This is a genomic window from Geothrix fuzhouensis (genome assembly GCF_024609325.1).
GTDB classification, from domain to species: domain Bacteria; phylum Acidobacteriota; class Holophagae; order Holophagales; family Holophagaceae; genus Geothrix; species Geothrix fuzhouensis.
In genome coordinates, this window is sequence record NZ_JANHMQ010000001.1 from 357211 (window position 1) to 378786 (window position 21576).

The 21576-nt window shown below is 65.6% G+C and carries 18 protein-coding genes; 3 read left to right on the forward strand and 15 right to left on the reverse strand.

What is annotated here, in order from left to right; translation table 11 throughout:
• The first annotated feature begins 79 nt into the window (after window positions 1-79).
• Complete coding sequence (gene ruvB, locus NOV74_RS01690) at window positions 80-1093, forward strand: Holliday junction branch migration DNA helicase RuvB (RefSeq protein WP_257308714.1); 1014 nt, start codon at window positions 80-82, stop codon at window positions 1091-1093.
• Here the strand turns inward: ruvB and NOV74_RS01695 are convergent, their stop codons facing one another.
• From NOV74_RS01695 to NOV74_RS01745, 11 genes are all read right to left on the reverse strand, one after another.
• The gene (locus tag NOV74_RS01695; protein WP_257308715.1) at window positions 1094-1555 is read right to left on the reverse strand and encodes a bactofilin family protein; all 462 of its coding nucleotides are present in this window, start codon (window positions 1553-1555) and stop codon (window positions 1094-1096) included.
• An 18-nt stretch (window positions 1556-1573) separates the two neighbouring features.
• Window positions 1574-2551 (reverse strand): M23 family metallopeptidase, encoded by a 978-nt coding sequence (locus NOV74_RS01700; protein WP_257308716.1) that lies wholly within the window; start codon window positions 2549-2551, stop codon window positions 1574-1576.
• Window positions 2552-2611: 60 nt separating this feature from the next.
• Window positions 2612-3472: a UbiA-like polyprenyltransferase gene (locus NOV74_RS01705; RefSeq protein WP_257308717.1), complete on the reverse strand. Its 861-nt coding sequence runs from the start codon at window positions 3470-3472 to the stop codon at window positions 2612-2614.
• Window positions 3473-3718: 246 nt separating this feature from the next.
• A complete protein-coding gene (locus tag NOV74_RS01710; protein ID WP_257308718.1) occupies window positions 3719-4414 on the reverse strand; it encodes a response regulator in 696 nt (231 codons plus the stop codon).
• Window positions 4411-7095, reverse strand: coding sequence for a DUF4118 domain-containing protein (locus NOV74_RS01715; protein WP_257308719.1), 2685 nt, complete (start codon window positions 7093-7095; stop codon window positions 4411-4413). Before NOV74_RS01715 ends, NOV74_RS01710 begins: the two co-directional genes overlap by 4 nt.
• A gap of 59 nt (window positions 7096-7154) precedes the next feature.
• Window positions 7155-8078 (reverse strand): TorF family putative porin, encoded by a 924-nt coding sequence (locus tag NOV74_RS01720; RefSeq protein WP_257308720.1) that lies wholly within the window; start codon window positions 8076-8078, stop codon window positions 7155-7157.
• Window positions 8079-8113: 35 nt separating this feature from the next.
• Entirely contained in the window at window positions 8114-8707 is a 594-nt protein-coding gene (kdpC, locus tag NOV74_RS01725) for a potassium-transporting ATPase subunit KdpC (RefSeq protein WP_257308721.1), read from the reverse strand.
• Between the two features lie 8 nt (window positions 8708-8715).
• Window positions 8716-10839: a potassium-transporting ATPase subunit KdpB gene (gene kdpB, locus NOV74_RS01730; RefSeq protein WP_257308722.1), complete on the reverse strand. Its 2124-nt coding sequence runs from the start codon at window positions 10837-10839 to the stop codon at window positions 8716-8718.
• 182 nt (window positions 10840-11021) lie between these two features.
• The gene (kdpA, locus tag NOV74_RS01735; protein WP_257308723.1) at window positions 11022-12731 is read right to left on the reverse strand and encodes a potassium-transporting ATPase subunit KdpA; all 1710 of its coding nucleotides are present in this window, start codon (window positions 12729-12731) and stop codon (window positions 11022-11024) included.
• Window positions 12728-12820, reverse strand: a complete 93-nt coding sequence (locus tag NOV74_RS01740; protein WP_257308724.1) for a potassium-transporting ATPase subunit F — start codon at window positions 12818-12820, stop codon at window positions 12728-12730. The genes kdpA and NOV74_RS01740 overlap by 4 nt, the downstream gene beginning before the upstream one ends.
• Window positions 12821-12831: 11 nt before the next feature.
• Window positions 12832-13011: a hypothetical protein gene (locus NOV74_RS01745; protein ID WP_257308725.1), complete on the reverse strand. Its 180-nt coding sequence runs from the start codon at window positions 13009-13011 to the stop codon at window positions 12832-12834.
• Window positions 13012-13314: 303 nt separating this feature from the next.
• Between NOV74_RS01745 and NOV74_RS01750 the strand changes: the two genes are divergently transcribed.
• Window positions 13315-15204 carry an APC family permease gene (locus NOV74_RS01750; protein WP_257308726.1) on the forward strand — a complete coding sequence of 630 codons (1890 nt, stop codon included), beginning with the start codon at window positions 13315-13317 and terminating at the stop codon, window positions 15202-15204.
• Here the strand turns inward: NOV74_RS01750 and NOV74_RS01755 are convergent, their stop codons facing one another.
• Both NOV74_RS01755 and NOV74_RS01760 read right to left on the reverse strand, forming a co-directional pair.
• Window positions 15205-17040 carry a chloride channel protein gene (locus NOV74_RS01755; RefSeq protein WP_257308727.1) on the reverse strand — a complete coding sequence of 612 codons (1836 nt, stop codon included), beginning with the start codon at window positions 17038-17040 and terminating at the stop codon, window positions 15205-15207.
• Window positions 17037-17549 carry a MarR family winged helix-turn-helix transcriptional regulator gene (locus NOV74_RS01760; RefSeq protein ID WP_257308728.1) on the reverse strand — a complete coding sequence of 171 codons (513 nt, stop codon included), beginning with the start codon at window positions 17547-17549 and terminating at the stop codon, window positions 17037-17039. The genes NOV74_RS01755 and NOV74_RS01760 overlap by 4 nt, the downstream gene beginning before the upstream one ends.
• A gap of 97 nt (window positions 17550-17646) precedes the next feature.
• Between NOV74_RS01760 and gnd the strand changes: the two genes are divergently transcribed.
• Window positions 17647-18552, forward strand: a complete 906-nt coding sequence (gene gnd / locus NOV74_RS01765) for a phosphogluconate dehydrogenase (NAD(+)-dependent, decarboxylating) (protein ID WP_257308729.1) — start codon at window positions 17647-17649, stop codon at window positions 18550-18552.
• A gap of 298 nt (window positions 18553-18850) precedes the next feature.
• On the opposite strand, the gene NOV74_RS01770 is transcribed toward gnd, so the two are convergent.
• Both NOV74_RS01770 and NOV74_RS01775 read right to left on the reverse strand, forming a co-directional pair.
• Window positions 18851-19636 carry a succinate dehydrogenase/fumarate reductase iron-sulfur subunit gene (locus NOV74_RS01770; RefSeq protein ID WP_257308730.1) on the reverse strand — a complete coding sequence of 262 codons (786 nt, stop codon included), beginning with the start codon at window positions 19634-19636 and terminating at the stop codon, window positions 18851-18853.
• A gap of 11 nt (window positions 19637-19647) precedes the next feature.
• A complete protein-coding gene (locus tag NOV74_RS01775; protein WP_257308731.1) occupies window positions 19648-21567 on the reverse strand; it encodes a fumarate reductase/succinate dehydrogenase flavoprotein subunit in 1920 nt (639 codons plus the stop codon).
• Window positions 21568-21576: the final 9 nt, after the last annotated feature.

Sequence of the window (21576 nt, forward strand, 5' to 3'; positions counted from 1 at the left end):
ATAGACAGTGAACTGCGATTCCAAGATTATCCGGCCATCGGCTGGACACAAGTGGAAGTCCCATGAGGGAATAGAGGTCATGCACCGGCACCCTGACCTCGACCCCTCCACCAACCTGGAGGACCCCATTGAATATTCGCTGAGGCCGCAGCGGCTCCAGGAATATATCGGCCAGGCCAAGGTGAAGGCCCGGTTAGAGATCGCCCTGCAGGCGGCTACGAAACGGGGCGATGTGCTCGATCACGTCCTTCTCTTCGGCCCTCCGGGACTGGGCAAAACCACCCTCGCGCATGTGCTCGCCAACGAAATGGGCGCGCCCTGCAAGGTGATCCAGGCTCCGGCCCTGGAGAAAAAGGGCGACCTGGCGGCTATCCTCACGAACCTGGAATCCGGCGAATTCCTCTTCATCGACGAGATCCACCGCCTGTCGGCGCCCATCGAAGAGATGCTGTATTCGGCCATGGAGGACCGGAAACTCGACATCCTCATCGGCCAGGGGCCCAGTGCCCAGACGCTGAAGGTGGACCTCCGACCCTTCACGCTCGTGGGCGCCACCACCCGGGCCGGTCTCATCTCGAAACCCCTGCATGACCGCTTCGGCCTGGTCCACCGTCTCGAGTTCTACACCCGTGCGGACCTGGCCATCATCGCCCGGCGGTCGGCGGATCTGCTGGGGATCCACCTCGCCACCGAGGGCTCCGAGGCCATCGCCCGCCGGAGCCGGGGTACGCCACGCATCTGCAATCGCCTGCTCCGGCGCTGCCGGGATTATGCGGAGGTCAAGGGGGACGGGACCATCACCATGGAATCTGCCGAGGCCTGCCTCAAGCTCCATGAAGTCGATGACCTGGGCCTGGATGGCCTGGATCGGGACTACCTCCAGGCCATCTGCCACAAGCACCGGGGGGGGCCTGTGGGCCTGCGAACCCTGGCCGCAGCTCTCGGCGAGGACGAGGGGGCGCTCGAAGACCTGGTCGAACCCTACCTCATGCAGGTGGGTTTCCTGGATCGCACGCCGCAGGGCCGGAAAGCCACCGATGCGGCGTACGCCTACCTGGGAGTGAAGTCCGATCCCGGGCCGCTGTTCCGCTGATCAGAACTTGGTGTCAAGCGTATCGATGGGCTTCTGACCCGAGTGGGAGAGGGCGAGGGTGCCGCCTTTGGCAGTGCCAATGGTGTCCACGTTGCGGGTCTGGTCCCGACGGACACAGACGCCCTGGAGGGTGCCGCCTTCGTCCACGACGAGGGAGCCGACCTCCACGTCCCCTTCCACATAGCCGGTGCCGTGGATTTCGAGGCATTCAGTGATCTTCATGGTTCCCTCGGCCCGGCCGGTCACCACCAGATGCTTGGCGTAAATGGTGCCTTTCACAAGGCCGCCAGGGGCGATGGAGATCTCGCCAGTGGAATGGATGATGCCTTCAACACTGCCTTCGATGCGGAGGCTCTGGGACCCGGTCTGAATCTCCCCCGTGAGCATCACATCCTTGCCCAGCAGGGAGTGGATCGCCGGGGCGGAATCGGGTTTGGATTTGTTATTGCGGAACACGGCCATGGTGCACTCCTTCGCGGATCAGAACGACTTGCCCAGCGTCCGGACCCATTGACGCTGGAGACGGAGGTAAGGCTGTGGATTTGTAGGTTTTCCGTTCAGCCGGACTTCGTAATGGAGATGAACGCCGGTGGCGTTCCCCGAGCGCCCCATGCTCCCCAGGATATCGCCCCGGGAAACCTTCTGTCCGGCTTTGACGTTCACATGATTCATGTGGGCGTACAAGGTTTCCTGCTCGTTGTTGTGCCGCACCCGGACACCCCAACCGTAGCGGTCCATCCATCCCGCCTCCTCTACTTCGCCATCGGCCGTGACCTGGATTGGCGTGTCGAGCGCGTTGCTGATGTCGATACCCGTGTGGTAGCCCAACAACCCGTCACCAGCTTCGTTGGTGCGGGAGAAGGGGTTGACCCTGACCCCGAATCCTGAACTGAGATAGCCGGCCGTGGGTGGAATGGAGGGCGTGTGCGCCCAGGCGCGGAGCACGGGTTCCATGCGGGCCCGGACCACGGCCGCCTGCTTGGCCGTGTAATCCAGATCCCGCTTAAGGCGGGACAATCGTTCCTGGACTCCGGGGGGGACCGGGTCGGGTGTGTGAGCCGCCTGCCCCGGTGGCGCCGGGAGCGGGGCTGCTGCCGGAGCCTTGGGATCAAGCAATTTCAACAATTCCGTGTGCTGCTGGCGAAGCGTGGCGACTTCCGTCTCCAGGGCTTGAGCCTGGTCCAGGGAGGAGCGGAGCTGCTCCTGCTGTTCCCTGGTCTCCTGCTGGAGCCGTCCGAAGCTCATGATTTTCTTGGTGGCCCAGAACCCGTAGCCCGATCCGATCATGGCCAGGGCGGAAAAACCGACCACGAGGCCGATGATCCATAGCATCGTCCGGCGAGTCAGGGACCAGCGGATGGTGCGGTGGCTGAAGACGACCATCACGGTCAGCCACCCCACGGGATTGGGGCGGCTGGAGCGCACAGCGAGTCGGCGTTCGGGCTGATGAGTGGACATGGCTTCTCAGCATACCTTGGAATCCACGAAGGATCGACTCGCCTTCTTACAACGAAGGATCTAGATCGGCGCGAGCAGCGAGCGTGAAAGCCACCATTCCAAGGCGTGGCCGAGGAAAAACACGAGTCCAACCAGGCTGTTCAGGGTGAAGAACGCCTGGTCGATGCGGGACAGATCCCCCCCCCGTACGAGCCACTGCTCACGTGCGAGCATGGTCGCTACGGTTGCCCATCCCGCCCAGGCTACAAAGTGGCTGCCCATCAGGACATTGAACATGGCCCAGGCCGCCAGAGCCAGGAGGTGCAAGGCGCGGGACAGGGTCAGGGCACCGCTGGTTCCGAGCCTGACGGGCACGGAATGAAGCCCCTTTTGGTGGTCAAACCCCTGATCCTGGAGGGCGTAGAGGATGTCAAAGCCTGCTGTCCAGGCAAGCACCCCACCGGAAAGCCACAGGGCCGGCGCTTCGATTCGCCCGGAGACGGCGATCCAGGCGCCCAGGGGCGCCCCGGAGAGTGAGAGGCCGAGCACCACATGGGACCAGGAGGTGAAGCGCTTGCAGAGGGAATAGCCCAGGATGATGGCCAGGGCGAGCGGTGACAGGGCCCAGGTCAGGGAACCGAGGGCACCGGCGGCCAGGCCAAAGAGGACGATGCCTGCACCCATCAGGGCCATGGCGCCGACCCGGGAGACCCGGCCCGCGGGCAGGGCACGGCCGGCCGTTCGGGGATTCTCCGCGTCCACGTCCGTGTCCACCAGGCGGTTGAAGGTCATGGCGGCCGTGCGGGCCCCCACCATGGCCGCGAGGATCCACAGGATGGTCCGGAGCGGTGGAATCCCCTGGGCCGCGCCGAGTGCCCCCAGGAATGCGAAGGGCAGGGCGAAGACCGTGTGCTCGAACTTGATCATGTCGAGCAGTTCCATCAAGTGACTGAAAGAATGACTGGATGTATTTGGTGCTGGTTCTTGGCCCGCGTCTGGGCCTCCGGCGGGATCCTTGGCTCCCCCGCTTGGAAGGCCTGCGTCCGTCTCGGAGGGCTCTGGGGTCTGATTGAGTGGATTTGTCGGGCTGTCCATTGGAGACATGATCCAGCGATTCTGGGTTGATGTCTCGGGTCTGATTCCAAAAGACCAGACCTTGAAGTGAATCCACGGGTCAGGCCGAACCTTTTAATCCTCCATCCTGAGTCGGTATCCCACCCCAGGCTCCGTCTGCAGGTACTGGGGCCGGGAGGGGTCCTCCTCCAGTTTGTGACGCAGCTGGGCCATGTAGACACGGAGGTAGAGGGGCTGGGCGCCCGCCACGCCGCCCCAGACCTCTTTCAGGAGTTGCCGGTGGGTGACGACCTTCCCGGCATGGCGGATCAGGGTGGTGAAGAGCCGATATTCAAGTGGGGTGAGGTGGACCTCTTGGCCCGCGACCAGGACCTGGCGCTTGGCCAGATCCACCCGCCACCGATCCAGGACGAACAGGGGATTCTCAACAGCTCCGGGCTCCGCATGGCGCAGGGCAACCCGGATGCGGGCCAGTAATTCACTGGTGCCGAAGGGTTTAGTCAAGTAGTCGTCGGCTCCGACATCCAGGGCACCAACCTTGTCGGTTTCCTGTCCGCGGGCGGAGATCACGATGACCGGGATTTGGCTCCATGCCCGGAGCCGCTTCATGAGGTCCAGGCCATCCATGTCCGGCAGTCCCAGGTCGAGCAGGATGACATCGGGCCTGTACTGGACCGCAAGAGCCAACCCCTCCTCTCCCGTGGGAGCTTCCAGGTAGCGGTAGCCACCACCTTCCAGGGCCACCCGCAGGAAGCGGCGCATTTGCGGCTCGTCCTCCACCAGAAGCACCTGAGGCGCCGGGCTGGTCATGGTGTCTCCTTGGGGATGGCTGGAGGTGTTCCCAAGGGGAGGCTGATGAGGAATTGGGCCCCGCCCTGAGGATGGTTCACCGCCTGGATCTGGCCGCCATGGGCGGTCACGATGCCCTTGCAGATGGCCAGCCCGAGGCCGGCGCCGGGCCGGCTGGTCCCCGCTTCACCACGGACCAGTTTCTCGAAGATGCGCGTTTCCTCTCCGGGCGCGATCCCCGGCCCCTGATCGGCGACCGAGAGCGTGAGGGATTTTCCCGCGGCCCAGGCTTTGATGTCCACCGGGGATCCGGGCGGCGAGTACTTCAATGCGTTATCGATGAGGTTCACCACGACCTGCTCCATGAGCACGGCGTCCATGGCGATCATCGGCAGGTCTTCGGGAAGGTGGGTCCTGACACGTGTGGTCTCGGAGCCCAGCTCCCGTCGGTTCAGGGCTGCGCCCACCACCTCCTCCATGGGAATCCATTCCGTATGCAATTCCAAGGATCCGGCTTCGAGCCGCGTGATATCCAGCAGATTGCTCACCAGGCGGTGCAGACGCTGGGCCTCGTCCTGGGCCGAGGTCAGGAGGTCGCGCCGAGTCACATCTGAGATGTCGGGGGTCTCCAGGACCGTACTCACTGCCCCGGTGATGACACCCAGCGGCGTCCGCAGGTCATGCGATACGGAGCTGAGCAGGGCGTTCCGCAAACGCTCCTCCTCGGCATGCCGGCGATCGGCCACACTCTGCTCGGCCAATAGCGAGCGCTCCAGGGCCAGGGCCGTCTGGTTGGCAAAGGCTTCCAACAGCTGGCGCTGGTCCGGCTCCACCCATTGGGGCGCGCCATCCGGGAGCACGCCCAGCACGCCGAGGGTGCCTTTCGAGCCTTTGAGCGGCAGATAGGTGGCGCGGGCTCCCGGGAGGGTGAGCGTCCCCAACCCGGCGGATTCCTCATGCTCGAAGACCCACTGGGCCACGCCTCGCTCCTGGTCGTTCAGCGGAAAGGCCAGGGGGTGGGCCGGCGTTTCCAGGCGACCCGAGGCGTCCGGGAGCAGCATCACCGCATGGCTCTGGAACTGAGTCGTGACGTTCTGGATCGCTGAGGTCGCCAGGTCCGTTGTTCCAGCACTGCGGGACAGTTCCTGCCCCAGGCGGAAGAGGGCCTGCGTCCGCTGTTCCCGGGCCCGGGCCAGGCGTGCCTGGGCCCGGATCCGCTCGGTGAGGTTGCCGATGACCAACCCCACCAAGAGCATCACGGAGAAGGTGCCGACGTGGCGGAAGTCGGATACCACAAAGGTGAAATAGGGAGGCACGAAGATGAAATCGAAGGCGGCCACGCTCAGAATCGAAGCCAACAGCGAAGGACCCCGGCCGAACCGGGTGGCGACCACCAGGATCCCCAGCAGATAGATCATCACGATGTCCGCCAGCTCCGTGCGGCGGAAGATCAGGCTCGCAATGGCCGTCGCGAACACCACTGCGATGACGCTGAGCAGGTAGTTCCGCAGCGGGCTCGTGATGCGGGAGCGGAGGCCCGGTGAACCGGCCTGTTCCGCCGTCTCTCCCGTGATGACATAGATGTCGATGTTCCCGCTGTGGCGGATGAGGTCATCCACCGGCGACCCGGCGAAGACATCCATCCATCGTGGGCGGGAGGGCTTCCCCACCACGATCTTGGTGATGTTGTGGTCCTGGGCGAAGGCCAGGATGTCCTCATCGGTCCTTCCGCCGCCCTCGATGACCACGGTCTCCCCGCCCAGCTTCTCGGCCAGCCGGAGGTTGGCCTCGACGCGGCTCCGCTCCGCCTCGCTGAATTTCAGGTGGCGGTGGGACTCCACGTAGAGGGCAACCCACGGCGCACCGAGGGACCCTGCCATTCGGCGCGTAGCGCGAATGAGCCGCTCCGAAAGGCCATCCGGCCCCACACAGACCAGGAGCCGGTCGCCGGCGGCCCAGGTCTTCCGAATGCCCTCCGACTCCATGTATCGCCGCATCTGGGCATCGACGTTCTCCGCCGTGTGGCGCAGCGCCAGTTCCCGGAGCGCGAGGAGGTTGCCCTTGCGGAAGAAGTGTTCGCGGGCGTGGCGCGCCTGGTCTGGAAGATAGACCTTGCCCTCCTTGAGCCGAACCAGCAGGTCCTCCGGTGACAGGTCCACCAGCTCGACTTCGTCCGCCCGCTCCATGACCGTGTCCGGAACGTTCTCCCGCACCGTGACACCGGTGATCTGGGCGATGACGTCCTTGAGGCTTTCCAGGTGCTGGACGTTCATCGTGGTGTAAACGTCGATGCCCGCGTCCAGCAACTCCATGACGTCCTGCCAGCGCTTGGCGTGCCGGGAGCCCATCACGTTGGTGTGGGCCAGTTCGTCCATGAGAATCAGCGCTGGCCGGCGGGCCAGGGCAGCGTCCAGGTCGAACTCGGGAAGGAACTGACCGGCGTAGGCCAGTTCCTTTCGGGGCAGGATCTCCAGCCCCTCTGTCAGGGCGGCCGTCTCACTCCGGCCATGGGTCTCGACGACCCCGACGACCAGGTCGGCTCCCTCATCTCTCCGCTCCCGGGCCTCGGACAGCATGGCGTAGGTCTTACCGACACCGGGGGCGGCGCCGAAAAAGACCTTGAGCTTCGCACGATTTTCCCGGGTCTCCTGCTCCTGCACTTGGCGCAGCAGGGCATCAGGGTCCGGGCGTTCGAGTGGCATGCAGTAAACCTATCCGGAATCCCAGGCGAGACCAACCAACTGAAGCCGCAAGGATAGGGTCAGAATGCCTTGGCGATGGTGAAGGTCACGGTGCTCTTCCCTAGGTTGCGCCCCATGACGTTCTCGTAGACGGTGACGTCGTTGTCTGCGGCGCGGGACTTGGCGTCCGTCTTCGTGGCGGCCAGGGTGAGGACGTAGCCCTTGATTTCATTCGCGATGCCCAGCTTGTAGTCCGAATAACTAAACAGCGCGTTGTCTCCGGTTAGGTAGCTCCCGTTGAAGAAGTAACCTGGGTTCGCCTTGGCGGAAAAGTTGGTCCGCCCCCCATGAGCCAGCACTGTCCACCCGCTTCCGCCCAGGGGGATCGCCAGGTTGAGGTCGACATAGCTCGTCCCGCCGGAGTTGTTGACGCCGAACGTATTCGCGCTGATGACCCGCGAGTACTTCAGGCTGGCCCAGGCGTAGCTCAAGCCCAGGTAGGCCTCGGTGGTGGCAGGGTTCCGGTAGGCGCCGAGGTTGTCGTAGGTGCCCGGGTAGAGGTAGCGGTAGAGCCCTACATCTAGGGTGCAGTCCTTGGCGAAGCCCCACTTGTAGCCGCCGAACAGGTCCAGTTCCACCCCGGCGGAGTTGGCCTTGCCCGGCCGGTAAAGGGGCGCGCCCACTGCCGCTGGGGATCCAAGGCCGGTGGGTGCGCTGGCCACCCCCGCGTTCTGATCGGTGAACCAGGAGATGGTGCTCAGGCTGGTGCTGAAGTAGAAGCCGGAAGGATGCACCAGGTCCAGTTCCGCCTGGACCGTGGGCTTTCCGTCCGTCTGGGTGAGGCCGCGGAAGACGTACTGGGAGCCGAAAGTGGTGGAACCGGTCAAGGCGAAGCCCAGCAGGGTAGGAGGTGCGGGCGGCGGGGGCGCGGGCGTCGCCGGGGTCTGGGCCATCAGGTGGACGGCCAGGGCCGCGCCCAGAGGAAGGGCAAGGGGAAAGCGCACGGTCGTGCTCCGGAAGAATCGAATTCAGTAGGGAGCTACTTCGAGCCGAGTCCGTCGAGGGCCAGGTTCAGCTTGAGCACGTTCACCCGGGCTTCGCCCAGCACGCCGAACTGGGGGGGCTCGATATGGGCCGAAACCAGGTCCCGCACCTTGGCCTCGTCCAGGCCCCTGGCCTTGGCCACCCGGCGCACCTGGTAGGCCGCCGAGGCAGGGCTGATGTGGGGATCCAGGCCGCTGCCGGAGGCCGTGACCAGGTCCACGGGCACTGGGTCCCGGGTTTCGGGGTCGGCGGCCTGCAGGGCCGCGATCCGCTCCGTCACGGCTTTGGCGAGATCCGGGTTGCTGGGGGCCAGGTTGGAGCCGCCGCTGTTGGCGCCGTTGTAGGGCAGCGGCTTGTTGTTGGCATCGACCGTGGCAGAGGGACGGCTCCAGAAATCCCGAGGCGAGGTGAAGGACTGGGCGATCCATTCGGAGCCGATCACCTGGCCGCCCTTGCGGATGAGGCTGCCCCCGGCCTGGCGCGGGAAGATCGCCTTGCCCAGGCCCGTGACGAGCAGGGGATAGGCGACGCCTGTGAGGACGCTGATCGCGATGAAGGAGACAATGGCAGGGCGTAGTTGCAGGTTCATGGTGTCTCCTACGCGGCGAGGTGGAGGGCGACGAGCAGCCAGTCGATAGCCTTGATGCCGATGAAGGGCACCACCAGACCGCCGGCACCGTAGATCAGAAGGTTGCGCTGCAGCAGCTGGGCGGCACCCACGGGCCGGTACTTCACGCCGCGCAGGGCGAGGGGGATGAGCACGACGATGATCAGCGCGTTGAAGATCACGGCCGAAAGGATGGCGCTTTCGGGGCTGTGCAGTCCCATGACGTTTAGCGCGCCCAGGGCCGGGTAGGTGGCCACGAAAGCCGCCGGCAGGATGGCGAAGTACTTCGCCACATCGTTGGCGATGCTGAAGGTGGTCAGCGATCCTCGCGTCATGAGCATCTGCTTGCCGATCTCCACGATCTCGATGAGCTTCGTGGGGTTGGAGTCCAGATCCACCATGTTCCCGGCCTCCTTCGCGGCCTGGGTGCCGCTGTTCATGGCCACGGCCACATCCGCCTGCGCCAAGGCCGGAGCGTCGTTGGTGCCGTCCCCCGTCATGGCCACGAGGCGCCCGCCGGCCTGGTATTCGCGGATGAGCTTCAGCTTCGCCTCGGGCGTGGCCTGGGCGAGAAAGTCGTCCACCCCGGCCTCCGCGGCGATGGCGGCGGCGGTGAGGGGATTGTCGCCGGTGATCATCACCGTCTTGATGCCCATGCCCCGAAGCTCCGCGAAGCGCTCCTTGATGCCGCCCTTCACGATGTCCTTGAGTTGGATCACACCCAGGGCGTGAGAGCCTTCGGCCACCACGAGCGGGGTGCCGCCTGCCATGGAGATCTGGTCGACGGTGCGGCGCAGGTCGTCCGGGAATGTACCGCCGTGGGACTGGACGTAGGCTTCGATGGCCGAGGTGGCGCCCTTGCGGATCTGGCGCGTGCCCAGGTTCACGCCGCTCATGCGGGTCTGGGCGGTGAAGGGTACGAAATGGGCATCCAGGGCGTGGATATCCCGCTCGCGAAGGCCGTGCTGTTCTTTGGCCAGCACCACGATGCTGCGACCCTCGGGGGTTTCGTCCGCCAGGGAGGAGAGCTGGGCCGCGTCCGCCAACTGCTGGAGGTCCACTCCCTCAGCGGGCAGGAAGGCCACGGCCTGCCGGTTGCCCAGGGTGATGGTGCCGGTCTTGTCCAACAGCAGCACATCCACATCGCCGGCAGCTTCCACCGCCCGGCCCGAGGTGGCGATGACATTGGCCTGGATCATGCGATCCATGCCTGCGATGCCGATGGCGCTGAGCAGGCCGCCGATGGTGGTGGGGATGAGACAGACCAGCAGCGACACGAGCACGGTGAGGCTCACAGGGCTGCCCTGTCCAGCGGCCTTGGTGGAGAAGATGGAGTAGGGCAGCAGGGTGGCCGTGGCCAGCAGGAAGATGATGGTGAGGCCCGCCAGGAGGATATCCAGGGCGATCTCGTTGGGCGTCTTCTGACGCTTGGCGCCTTCCACCATGGCGATCATGCGGTCCAGGAAGCTTTCCCCAGGGTTGGACGAGACGCGGATCACCAGCCAGTCGGACAGCACCAGGGTGCCGCCGGTGACGGCGGAACGGTCACCGCCACTTTCGCGGATGACCGGGGCGCTTTCGCCGGTGATGGCGCTTTCGTTCACGGAGGCTACGCCTTCGACCACTTCGCCGTCACCGGGGATGGTTTCGCCGGCCTCGACGAGCACCAGATCGTTGATGCGGAGTTCCGGCGCGTCGACCACCTTGTGAGGGCCCAGGCGATCAGTGCCGACGAGGCGCTTGGCCTTCACGTCGCGCTTGGACTTGCGTAGCGAATCCGCCTGGGCCTTGCCCCGGCCCTCGGCCATGGCTTCCGCGAAATTGGCGAAGAGCAGCGTGAACCAGAGCCAGAGCGAGATGGCGAGGATGAAGCCGGGCCGGCCCACGCCGTGGCCGGACAGGGCCTGCAGCCAGAGCCCCGTGGTGAAGGCGCTACAGATCCACACGGTGAACATCACGGGGTTCCGCAGCTGGTGCAGTGGATTCAACTTCCGGAAGGAGTCGGCCAGCGCGCGGCGCACGATGCCCGGTTCGAAGAGGGGGCGGGCTTGACGAGAGATCCCAACTCGCGCATGCGCGAGTTGGGGGATGTCATGCCGGGAGTGGGAAACCATGAATGGCCTCGCGAAGAGTGGCGTGGATTAACGGGTAAGAGACATGCCGGCCAGGAGCCAAAGAACCGGTACTGCTATGACGAGCAGGAGTCGGAACCAGGGATTCGCTTCTCCGCTCGGGAGAGGCAAAGGCTGGGAACCGTCAGAGTGGCTGGACGAGGCGGAGACAGACATGGATCACCTCAGCGCAGGGCCAGGTGCTCGGCGATGGGGCCGAGGGCCAGGGCGGGAATGAAGGTGAGGGCCCCCACCAGGAGCACGACGCCGACGAGCACGCCGACGAAGAGTGGTGTATGTGTGGGCAGGGTGCCGAGGCCCTCGGGGGTGTGCTTCTTCTTCACGAGGGAGCCGGAGAGGGCCAGCACGGGCCAGATGACGCCGAAGCGGCCCAGGAGCATGGCCAAGGCCAGACCGTAGTTGTAGAATGGTGTGTTGACGCTGAGGCCACCGAAGGCGCTGCCGTTATTGTTGGAGGCGCTGCTCCAGGCGTAGAGGATCTGGCTGAAGCCGTGGGGTCCCGGGTTGCTCACGGAGGCGGCGGCGTTGGCCACCAGCACGGAGATGGCTGCCCCGATCAGCACGGCGGCGCACGGCAGGAGGATGGCGATGGAGGCCATCTTCATCTCGAAGGCTTCCACCTTCTTGCCGAGGTATTCCGGCGTGCGGCCCACCATGAGGCCGCCGATGAAGACGCCAACTAAGGCGAACATCAGCATGCCGTAGAGGCCCGAGCCCACGCCGCCGAAGACCACTTCGCCCAGTTGCATGAGCCACATGGGCACGAGTCCGCCCAAGGGGGTGAAGGAGTCATGCATCGCGTTCACGGAACCGTTGGAAGCCGCCGTGGTGGCCGTGGCCCAAAGGGCCGACCCGCCGGGGCCGAAGCGTAGCTCTTTGCCCTCCATGTTCCCGCCAGGCTGCTCCTGGCCTGCCACGCGGCTGGCCACCTGGGTCACGCCCAGGGGGGACAAGGCGGGGTTGCCCTTCACTTCGGCGTGCGTGCAGACGGTGAGGGCCCCCACGAAAATCAGGGTCATGGCGGCCAGCAGGGCCCAGCCCTGGCGGCGGTCCTTCACCATGTGCCCGAAGGTCACGCAGAGGGCTGCAGGGATGAGGAGGATGCTCAGGATCTGTACGAAATTTGAGAGTGGCGAGCTGTTCTCGAAGGGGTGGGCGGCGTTGGCGCCGAAGAACCCGCCGCCGTTGGTACCAAGCATCTTGATGGCGACCTGGGAGGCTGCGGGTCCCATGGCGAGTACTTGTCCGCCCGCCGTGTGGATGTAGGCGGACAGGTTCTGGATGACGCCCTGGGAGACGAGGAAGAGGGCGAAGACGAAGGACATGGGCAGGAGGATGTAGAGGGTGCTGCGCACCAGGTCCACCCAGGCATTCCCGAGGCCCGTGGCGTTGCGGCGTGTGATACCCCGGATCAGCGCCACCAGCACCGCGATGCCCGTGGCAGCCGAGAGGAAGTTCTGCACCGTCAGGCCCAGCATCTGGGTGAGGTAACTCAACGTCGTTTCGCCGCTGTAGGCCTGCCAGTTGGTGTTGGTGATGAAGCTTACGGCTGTGTTGATGGAGAGGCCTGTCGCCACATTGGCCTGGTGTTCGGGATTGAGGGGCAGGGCGGCCTGGGTCTTCATGAGGAGGAACACCGCCGCCAGGCCGAGGAGCTTGATGAGGGTGATGGACCAGGCGTAGGCCTTCCACCCCATGTCCTCATCCTCGCGGATGCCCATGAGGCGGTAGAGGCCTTGCTCGAGGGACCCGAGGACTGGATGCAGGAAAGTGCGTCCGCCCTCCAGAACCTTGGCCATGTAGGTCCCCAAGGGGAAGGCCAGGCTCAGGAGCAGGGCCAGGTACAGCAGGTTCTGGGACCAGGCGTGGCTCATTGGAACTTCTCTGGCAGCAGAAGGGCGAAGGTGAGGTAGCCCAGGAGGCCAAGGGCCAGCATGGAAGCGATGAGAAGGGTGGCGTTCATTGGAGGAGTCCTTAGTCAGATATGAACTGGGCGATCAGCCAGAAGAAGAGGGGAAGGAACATCAGGACCAACATCCACAAGGCATTCCTCCGCCCGGTTTCTCCCTCGGTTCGCAGGTCACGCGCCGCACGGACGCCCAGCCAGGCGGCCAACGTGGCCAAGGGGAAATACCAGGGCATCACCAGGCGCACGACGACTCCTACGGTGGACCCAGCCTTCACGGCCAGGGAGGAATAGGCCCGGCTTCCCGCTTTCTGAAGGCCAGCCGGTCCAACAGCATGGTTGCGACCAGCGTTAAGGCGCTGTTAGGAGTCAGGGCGAAACCGTTAAGTTGTCGTAGAGGCCAGAGGTCTGGCCTGAAGTCCTAACGCCTTCTTAACACCCTTCCTGGCCACTCTAGGGATTGGCTGGCACGGGCATTTGTGGACGGGCTGGTCGTACCGTCACTCTGTCTGGCCCAACCCAGATGGCCCAACTGCCCCAGGAACCAAGGCATGCCCAATTACAGAACCCTTCTCCTGGGGCGGCGGCTCGCCAGCGAAGAAAGCCACGAGACCAAGATCAGCAACCCCATCGCCCTGGCGGTGTTCAGTTCGGACGCGCTGTCCTCTGTGGCCTACGCCACCCAGGAGATCATGGCGCCCCTCACGGCAGCCGTGGCCATCTACGGCGCGGGCGTGCTGGGCTGGTCCTGGTGGGTGGCCCTGGGCATCGTGGGGCTGCTGCTGATCCTGAACGTCAGCTACCGCCAGACCATCCACGCCTACCCCAGTGGTGGCGGGGCCTACCTGGTGGCCAAGGACAACCTGGGCGAGGTCGCGGCCCAAACGGCGGGCGCGTCTCTCCTCATCGACTACATCCTCACGGTAGCCGTATCCGTGTCGGCGGGTGTGTCGGCCATCGTTTCGGCCTTCCCGGGGCTAGCGGCCCATCGCGTCTTCCTCGCGGAGGGCCTCATCGCCTTCATCGCGCTCATGAATTTGCGGGGCGTGAAGGAAAGCGGGACGGTCTTCTCGGTGCCCACCTACGGCTTTGTGGTCTGCATCATGGGCCTCCTGCTCAAGGGGCTCTGGAATGTGGCCACGGGCCAAGCCGTGGTCGTCCACACCGCTGCGGTCCACATGGAAGGCACCACCAAGCTGGCCGCTCTCTGGCTGCTGGCGCGGGCCTACAGCGCCGGCTGCACGGCCTTGACGGGTGTGGAGGCCATCAGCAATGGCGTCACGGCCTTCAAGGATCCCGTGTCGCGCAACGCGTCCAAGACAATGACCTCGATGGTGACCATCCTGGGTTTGATGTTCCTCGGCATCACGTACCTGGCCAATCACTACGGCCTCACCTACCATCCGGATTCCGCAGAAACCCTGCTGTCCCAGCTCACCCGCCTCATCCTGGACGGAGCGGGCCACGGCTTTGCGAAGGTTATCTACTTGGTCACTACCGGTTTCACCATGGCCATCCTGGTCCTGGCGGCGAACACGGCCTACGCGGATTTTCCCCGCCTGGCGGCGCTTCATGCGCGGGACGGATTCCTGCCCCGCCAGTTCACCAGCCAGGGAGACCGGTTGGTCTTTTCCAACGGGATCTTCATCCTGTCCCTGGCGGCGGGATTCCTGGTTCTGCTCTTCGGCGCGAAGGAAGACCACCTGTTGCCCTTGTACGCGGTGGGTGTGTTTCTTGGTTTCACCATCAGCCAGACCGGTATGGTGCGCCGCTGGTTCCGTCTCAAAGGGAAGGGCTGGCAGCTGAAGGCGCTGATCAATGGCCTGGGGGCGGTGACAACGCTCATCGTCATGCTGGTGATCGCCGTGACACGCTTCGCCCATGGGGCCTGGATCGTGATTGTGCTTGTGCCGCTGCTGGTGATGACTTTCTTCAACATTCACCGGCACTACATCCGCATCAAGTCCATCCTCGCCGCGAGCCGGGTGGACTTCATCGGACCCCGCCGGAACCGGGTGGTTGTGCTGGTGTCCGGCATTCACGCCGGCGTAGTGCAATCCTTGAACTATGCGAAGGTCATCGCGGAGCACGGCGAAGTCGAGGCGCTGACCGTCGACTTCACAGATGATCACGGCCGGGACAGTGCCACGCTGGAGAAACTGCGATCCGACTGGCCGAGGTACAGCGAAGGGATTCCCCTCCGGGCCCTCCGAAGCCCGTACCGGAAGGTGGTCGAGCCCATCGTGGACGAGCTGGAGCGCATGCGGCAGGCAGAGCCGGAATACACCATCACGGTCATCCTTCCCGAGTTCGTCACCGGGCACTGGTGGGCAAACCTGCTCCACAACCAGACGGCCATGAGGATCAAGGGCACGTTGCTGCTCATGCCCAAGATCATCGTGATCTCCATCCCCTACCACGTGGAGCCGCTGGTGGAGTGACTACCTGATCTGGAAGGTTCGTGCCGGAACCTCTGAGGAAGCCAGCCTTGCCGTGTGGGCCTCCAGCAGGTCGCTCCGCGTGAGGATGCCGACCAGCCTGGACTCCGCGTCCAGGACGGGAAGGCGTCCCACGGCCTCGCGGACCATATGGTCGGCCGCCTGGCGGAGCGAGTTGCCCCCGAAGGCCACGGCCAGGTCCCGGTGGATCAGGTCCCGGATCGGCGCCTCCGGAGGATGAGAGGCCTCCAGTAGGTCCCGCCGCGTGAGCACGCCGATCACGGAGCCATCTCCATCGACCACGGGAAACCCGTGGTGGGAGGCACCGTCGGCTCCCGCTTCGATCCAGCGTCGTACCGAGCCGAGCGGCTGGTCTGCCTCCAGGGTCACCACGGGGTTCGAGGCCGCATCCTTGACCAGGACCTGATCCAGGAAGTCCGCGGAGTACTCCCCGGGGACCCGGATGCCGCGCCGGGCGAGCTTCTCCGTCATGATGCTGTTCCGCATCATCAGGGCCGAAATCAAGTAGGCGGCGGAGCATCCGCCCAGCAGGGGCAGCAGGCCCAGGGGCTGCAGGGTCGTCTCGAAGGCGAACACGGCTGAGGCGAGCATGGCCCGGGAAGCGCCCGCGAAGATGGCGGCCATGCCGACCAGCGCGCAAATTCGTGGGTCCACGCCTGCCTCCGGGAATGCCGCGGCGATGAGGCCGCCCAGGAGGGCGCCCAGGGCGCCACCGAGGGTGAAGAGGGGAGCCAACGTTCCGCCGGACGTGCCGCTGCCGAGGGCGATGGACCAGGAGAGGAACTTGGCCAGGCACAGGACCAGAAGGCCGGTCCCGAGGAGGTTCGCCGAAAGGATGGCCTGGATGTTGTCGTAGCCCACGCCCATGGTGTGGGGGACGAAGTAGCCGATGCCGCCGACGCCAAGGCCACCGAGGGCGGGCCACCACATCCAGTGGATGGGTAGATGCTCGAATCCGTCCTCGATCCAGTAGATGGCCCGGGTCACGTAGACCGAGGCCAGACCCACCAGGGCGCCGAGGGCGATGTAGATGGCCAGGGCGGCCCCGCCGGGGGTGCCCAGAGTGGGCATGGGGAAGACCGGCCGGATGCCGACCAGCGAGAAACGGACGCCGGTGGCGGCGACGCTGGCCAGGGCCACGGGGATGATGGAGCGCGGCCGCATCTCGAAGAGCAGCAGCTCCACGGCGAGGAGCACCGCCGAGACCGGGGACCCGAAGGTGGCCGCCATGCCGGCCGCTGCGCCCGCCGCCAGCAGCGTCTTGCGCTCCAGCGCCGTGGTCGAGAGGACCTGCCCGAGGAGGGAGCCGAGGGCGCCGCCGGTGGCGATGATGGGGCCCTCAGCGCCGAAAGGGCCACCGGTGCCGATGGCGATGGCGGCGGAGAGGGGCTTGAGGAAGGTGATGCGGGCCGGGATGCGGCTCTCGTTGAGCAGGACCTGTTCTATCGCCTCGGGGATGCCGTGCCCCCGGATCGCCCGGGATCCGTACCGGGCCATCAGGCCGACGAGGATGCCTCCCGCGGCCGGGATGAAGATGGCCGGCCAGCCGAGGTGGTGTCCGGCCGGCGAGGCGAACTCCGTCGAGAAGCGATGGTGGTAGGCGAGGTTAGTGACCAGCCCGATGAGCCGGACGAGCAGCTCCGCGAGGTACCCCGCGGCCACGCCCAGGACGAGGGCGAGCAGGCTGATGAGGGCGACCCGGCCATCGACGATGGCCCGCTCGAGGGGGATCCGGGCCTGCTCTAGGGTGGGTGCGAGGCTGGGGGCCACGGGGAGGCCTTCCACGGGTTGCTGCAACGGTGGCGGCTCGCCCGTCATGGCTTCCTCCCTCCCCGTGCCGGGCGCGGTGGGTCCTCGAAGAACATCGGCCGGGCCTCCAGGCTTGGTGGAACCAGGTGCTCGAGCAACTCGGCCAGCCGGCCCCGGTCCCCGGGCTCCAGGCCGGCGATGCGCCGGATCAACAGGTCCTGGACCGTCGGAGGGGTCTGCCCAGTCAGGCGCTGCCCGGCGGCCGTCAGGGACAGCTCCAGCCGGCGCGCATCCTCGGTGGAGACCCCCTTTTGGACTAGACCCTTCTCCTGGAGCTTCCGGACCACGACCGATACGGAGCTCTGGTCCGTGACCGTACGGGCCGCCACTTCGCCCAGGCTCATGCCCGGCTGGTCGCGGAGGGCCTGAAGGACGAACAGCTGGGCGGCGCTCAGACCGAACTGTTTCTCACAGGAAGTCGAGGCCAGGCGCAGATCCCGGACGATGGCGCGCAGGGCCTGGAAGACCCGCCGGGTGGTCGGGTCGCTGCCTGGAGGTGATTTCGTTTGGGATCCCATATAATTGGAGCATAGCCCCCGTGGGGACGCTGTGGCAACACCGTTGCACATGGGCTCACCATTCATGGAGCTTGAATCGAACCCAAGGAGCGCCACCATGGACATCGGCATGATCGGACTGGGCAGGATGGGTGCGGGTATGGCCCGGCGCCTGGCGGGAGCCGGCCACCGCGTGGTGGGCTTCGACCCGGATGGCGTGGCCCGCGGCCGCCTGCAAGGGCACGGGCTCGACGTCGCCGGGTCCTTGGAGGCGCTGGCGGGCGGTCTGCCGGGGCCGCGGGTCTTCTGGCTGATGGTGCCCGCCGGGGAGAAGGTGGACCAGACGATCGACGCTCTGCTGCCGTTGCTCTCGGCAGGGGACGTGATCATCGACGGGGGCAATTCACATTACAAGGACACGCTGCGCCGGGCAGCGACGGTGGCGGGAAGGCAGATCCACTTCCTGGACTGCGGGACGAGCGGAGGCGTCTGGGGGCTCACCGAAGGCTACTGCCTGATGGTGGGGGGCGATCCGGCGGTGATCGAGCGGCTGCGGCCGATCTTCGGGAGTCTGGCTCCCGAAGGAGGCGGCGGCTGGGGCCGGGTCGGTCCGTGCGGTGCGGGCCACTTTGCCAAGATGGTCCACAACGGCATCGAATACGGGCTGATGCAGGCGTACGCGGAAGGCTTCTCGATCCTCCGCCACAAGGAGGCATTCGGATTGGATGTGCGCCAGATCGCCGAGATCTGGCGGCACGGGAGCGTGGTGCGCTCCTGGCTGCTGGACCTGGTTGCCAGCGCGCTGGCGAAGCCGGGCGGCCTGGTCGGCATCGCCCCCTATGTGGCGGATTCCGGGGAGGGCCGGTGGGCGGTGGACGAGGCGATCGATCTGGATGTGCCGGCGCCCGTGATCACCCAGGCGCTGATTCAGCGGCTGCGCTCGCGCGATGCCGAGTCGTTCTCGGACCGGCTGGTGGCGGCGATGCGCCACGAATTTGGTGGGCACCCAGTCAAAGAAGAATGAAGGCGGTTTCTGTTGGTTGTGGTTCCGGCCTGGTTCTCGAGAGCAGACAGAGGTTCTTCGTCATGGTGGGGATGGCGTCGAGGGGGGGCCAACCGGCGGCCGAGCCCTCGATCCCAGTGCTGGGCGAGCAGCGAGCCAGAGGTCCGGATCGCCCATAACATCGGAGCGTTTATGGGGCTCTGATCTTCGACCCTGTGCGAGATCGTGTCCGTTCAGGACCTGCCTACTTCGGAAGGATGCCGCCCCAGAAACAAAACGCCCGGCGGTTGCCGGGCGTTTGCATGGAAACGGGTCAGGTTCAGCCTGCGCCGCCACCGACGGTGGCGGGACGGTAGGTGAGGCTGGCCTTGATGAAGTCGCGGTTCATGCGCGCGATGTTCTCCATCTTGATGCCCTTGGGGCAGGCGGCTTCGCACTCGCCATGGTTGGTGCAGGTGCCGAACTGCTCAGCGTCCATCTGCGCCACCATGTCGCGAACGCGGAGGTAGCGTTCGGGCTGGCCCTGGGGCAGCAGGCCCAGGTGGGTGACCTTGGCGGACAGGAACAGCATGGCGCTGGCATTGGGGCAGGCGGCCACGCAAGCCCCACACCCGATGCAGGCGGCGGCGTCCATGGAAAGTTCAGCCTTTTCCTTGGGAATCGGCAGGGCGTTGGCGTCCTGCGGTGAGCCGGTTGGCACACTGATGAAGCCGCCGGCGGCGATGATGCGATCGAAAGCACCGCGGTCCACCATCAGATCCTTGATGACCGGGAAGGCCTCGGCGCGCCAAGGCTCGATGGTGACGCTGTCGCCATCCTTGAAGCTGCGCATGTGCAGCTGGCAGGTGGTGGTGCGCTCGCGGGGGCCGTGGGGGCGCCCGTTGATCACCATGCTGCAGGTGCCGCAGATGCCCTCGCGACAATCGTGGTCGAAGGTGATGGGTTCCTCACCCTTGCGGATGAGGCCCTCGTTCACGATGTCGAGCATCTCCAGGAAGGACATGTCGGGGCTGATGTTCTCGGCGGGGTACTCGACGAACTTGCCGTCGCACTTGGCGTTCTTCTGCCGCCACACATGAAGGGTGAGATTGAGGTCTTTGGACATGGCTCAGTTCCTCACTTGTAGCTGCGGGTCGCGAGGTGGACGTTCTCGAAGGCGAGCTGCTCGGTGTGGCGCACCGGAGCCTGGCCTTCGCCCTTGTATTCCCAGGCGGCCACATGGGCGAAGTTCTCGTCGTCGCGCAGGGCCTCGCCCTCCGCGGTCTGCCATTCCTCGCGGAAGTGGCCGCCGCAAGACTCGCGGCGCTCGAGGGCATCCAGGCACATCAGCTCGCCGATCTCCAGAAAGTCGGCCACGCGGCCGGCCATCTCGAGGGACTGGTTCAAGTTGTCGCTGCTCCCGGGGATGCGGAGGTTCGTCCAGAACTCCTCGCGGATCTTCGGAATCAGTTCCAGAGCCTTCTTGAGCCCGGCTTCGTTGCGGCCCATGCCGCACATCTCCCACATGACCTTGCCCAACTCACGATGGAAGTGGTCCGGGGTCTCCTTCCCGCCGATGGACATGAGCTTGCTCATGCGGTCGGTCACGGACTGCTCCGCCGCCTTCACGACCGGATCCTCAGCCTTGATGCGGGTGCCGGGCTTGATGCCGGCCAGGTAGCCGCCAATGGTGTAGGGGATCACGAAGTACCCGTCGGCCAGGCCCTGCATGAGCGCCGAGGCGCCCAGGCGGTTGGCGCCGTGGTCGGAGAAGTTGGCTTCGCCGAGCACGAAGAGGCCGGGGATGGTGCTCATGAGGTTGTAGTCCACCCACAGGCCGCCCATGGTGTAGTGGCTGGCCGGGAAGATGCGCATGGGCGTCTTGTAGGGGTTCTCGTCCGTGATGCGTTCATACATCTCGAAGAGGTTGCCGTACTTCTCCTCGATCTTGGCGGCGCCCAGGCGGTTGATGGCATCGCTGAAGTCGAGGTAGACACCGAGCCGGGTGGGGCCGACGCCACGGCCCTCGTCGCACACCTGCTTGGCGGCGCGGCTGGAGACGTCGCGGGGTGCGAGGTTGCCGTAGGAGGGGTACTTGCGCTCAAGGTAGTAGTCGCGATCCTCCTCAGCGATCTCGGCGGCGGGCTTGCCGCAGTCCTCCTTGCGTTTGGGCACCCAGATGCGGCCGTCATTGCGCAGCGATTCGGACATGAGCGTGAGCTTGCTCTGGTGGTCGCCGGTGACGGGGATGCAGGTGGGATGGATCTGCGTGAAGCAGGGGTTTGCGAACGCAGCCCCCTTCTTGTAGGCGCGCCAGATGGCGGTGCCGTTGCAGCCCTTGGCATTCGTGGAGAGGTAGAAGACGTTGCCGTAGCCGCCGGTGGCCAGACAGACCGCATCGGCGACGTGGGACTCGACCTCACCGGTCACCATGTTCCGGGTGACGATGCCCTTGGCCACGCCGTCGACGACGATCAGGTCCAGCATCTCGTGGCGCGGGAACATCTTCACCTTGCCGAGGCCGATCTGGCGCTCCAGGGCCTGGTAGGCGCCGATCAGCAGCTGCTGGCCGGTCTGCCCGCGGGCGTAGAAGGTGCGGCTGACCTGGGCGCCACCGAAGGAGCGGTTGTCCAGCAGTCCGCCGTACTCGCGGGCGAAAGGCACGCCCTGGCCCACGCACTGGTCGATGATGTTGTTGCTGACCTCCGCCAGGCGATGCACGTTGGCTTCGCGGGCCCGGAAGTCACCACCCTTCACCGTGTCGTAGAAGAGGCGGTAGACGCTGTCGCCGTCATTCTGGTAGTTCTTGGCGGCGTTGATGCCACCCTGGGCCGCGATGGAGTGCGCGCGGCGGGGGCTGTCCTGGTAGCAGTAGCACTCGACCTCGTAGCCGAGTTCGGCCAGGGAGGCGGCGGCGGCGCCGCCGGCGAGGCCAGAGCCCACCACGAGCACCTTGTATTTCCGCTTGTTGGCCGGATTCACGAGCTTGAGATCAAAGCGGTGCTTTTCCCACTTCTTGTCGATCGGGCCGTCTGGGATTCGGGCATTGAGTTCCATGGAGCGCTC

What these genes read in the sequence shown, in the direction of transcription:
- kdpB (WP_257308722.1), bottom strand. Translation starts at nt 10,839, where the DNA reads ATGGTTTCCCACTCCCGGCATGACATCCCCCAACTCGCGCATGCGCGA.
- NOV74_RS01710 (WP_257308718.1), bottom strand. Translation starts at nt 4,414, where the DNA reads ATGACCAGCCCGGCGCCTCAGGTGCTTCTGGTGGAGGACGAGCCGCAA.
- NOV74_RS01740 (WP_257308724.1), bottom strand. Translation starts at nt 12,820, where the DNA reads ATGAACGCCACCCTTCTCATCGCTTCCATGCTGGCCCTTGGCCTCCTG.
- NOV74_RS01755 (WP_257308727.1), bottom strand. Translation starts at nt 17,040, where the DNA reads ATGACGGGCGAGCCGCCACCGTTGCAGCAACCCGTGGAAGGCCTCCCC.
- kdpC (WP_257308721.1), bottom strand. Translation starts at nt 8,707, where the DNA reads ATGAACCTGCAACTACGCCCTGCCATTGTCTCCTTCATCGCGATCAGC.
- NOV74_RS01705 (WP_257308717.1), bottom strand. Translation starts at nt 3,472, where the DNA reads ATGGAACTGCTCGACATGATCAAGTTCGAGCACACGGTCTTCGCCCTG.
- gnd (WP_257308729.1), top strand. Translation starts at nt 17,647, where the DNA reads ATGGACATCGGCATGATCGGACTGGGCAGGATGGGTGCGGGTATGGCC.
- NOV74_RS01775 (WP_257308731.1), bottom strand. Translation starts at nt 21,567, where the DNA reads ATGGAACTCAATGCCCGAATCCCAGACGGCCCGATCGACAAGAAGTGG.
- ruvB (WP_257308714.1), top strand. Translation starts at nt 80, where the DNA reads ATGCACCGGCACCCTGACCTCGACCCCTCCACCAACCTGGAGGACCCC.
- NOV74_RS01770 (WP_257308730.1), bottom strand. Translation starts at nt 19,636, where the DNA reads ATGTCCAAAGACCTCAATCTCACCCTTCATGTGTGGCGGCAGAAGAAC.
- NOV74_RS01750 (WP_257308726.1), top strand. Translation starts at nt 13,315, where the DNA reads ATGCCCAATTACAGAACCCTTCTCCTGGGGCGGCGGCTCGCCAGCGAA.
- NOV74_RS01695 (WP_257308715.1), bottom strand. Translation starts at nt 1,555, where the DNA reads ATGGCCGTGTTCCGCAATAACAAATCCAAACCCGATTCCGCCCCGGCG.
- NOV74_RS01700 (WP_257308716.1), bottom strand. Translation starts at nt 2,551, where the DNA reads ATGTCCACTCATCAGCCCGAACGCCGACTCGCTGTGCGCTCCAGCCGC.
- NOV74_RS01760 (WP_257308728.1), bottom strand. Translation starts at nt 17,549, where the DNA reads ATGGGATCCCAAACGAAATCACCTCCAGGCAGCGACCCGACCACCCGG.
- NOV74_RS01715 (WP_257308719.1), bottom strand. Translation starts at nt 7,095, where the DNA reads ATGCCACTCGAACGCCCGGACCCTGATGCCCTGCTGCGCCAAGTGCAG.
- kdpA (WP_257308723.1), bottom strand. Translation starts at nt 12,731, where the DNA reads ATGAGCCACGCCTGGTCCCAGAACCTGCTGTACCTGGCCCTGCTCCTG.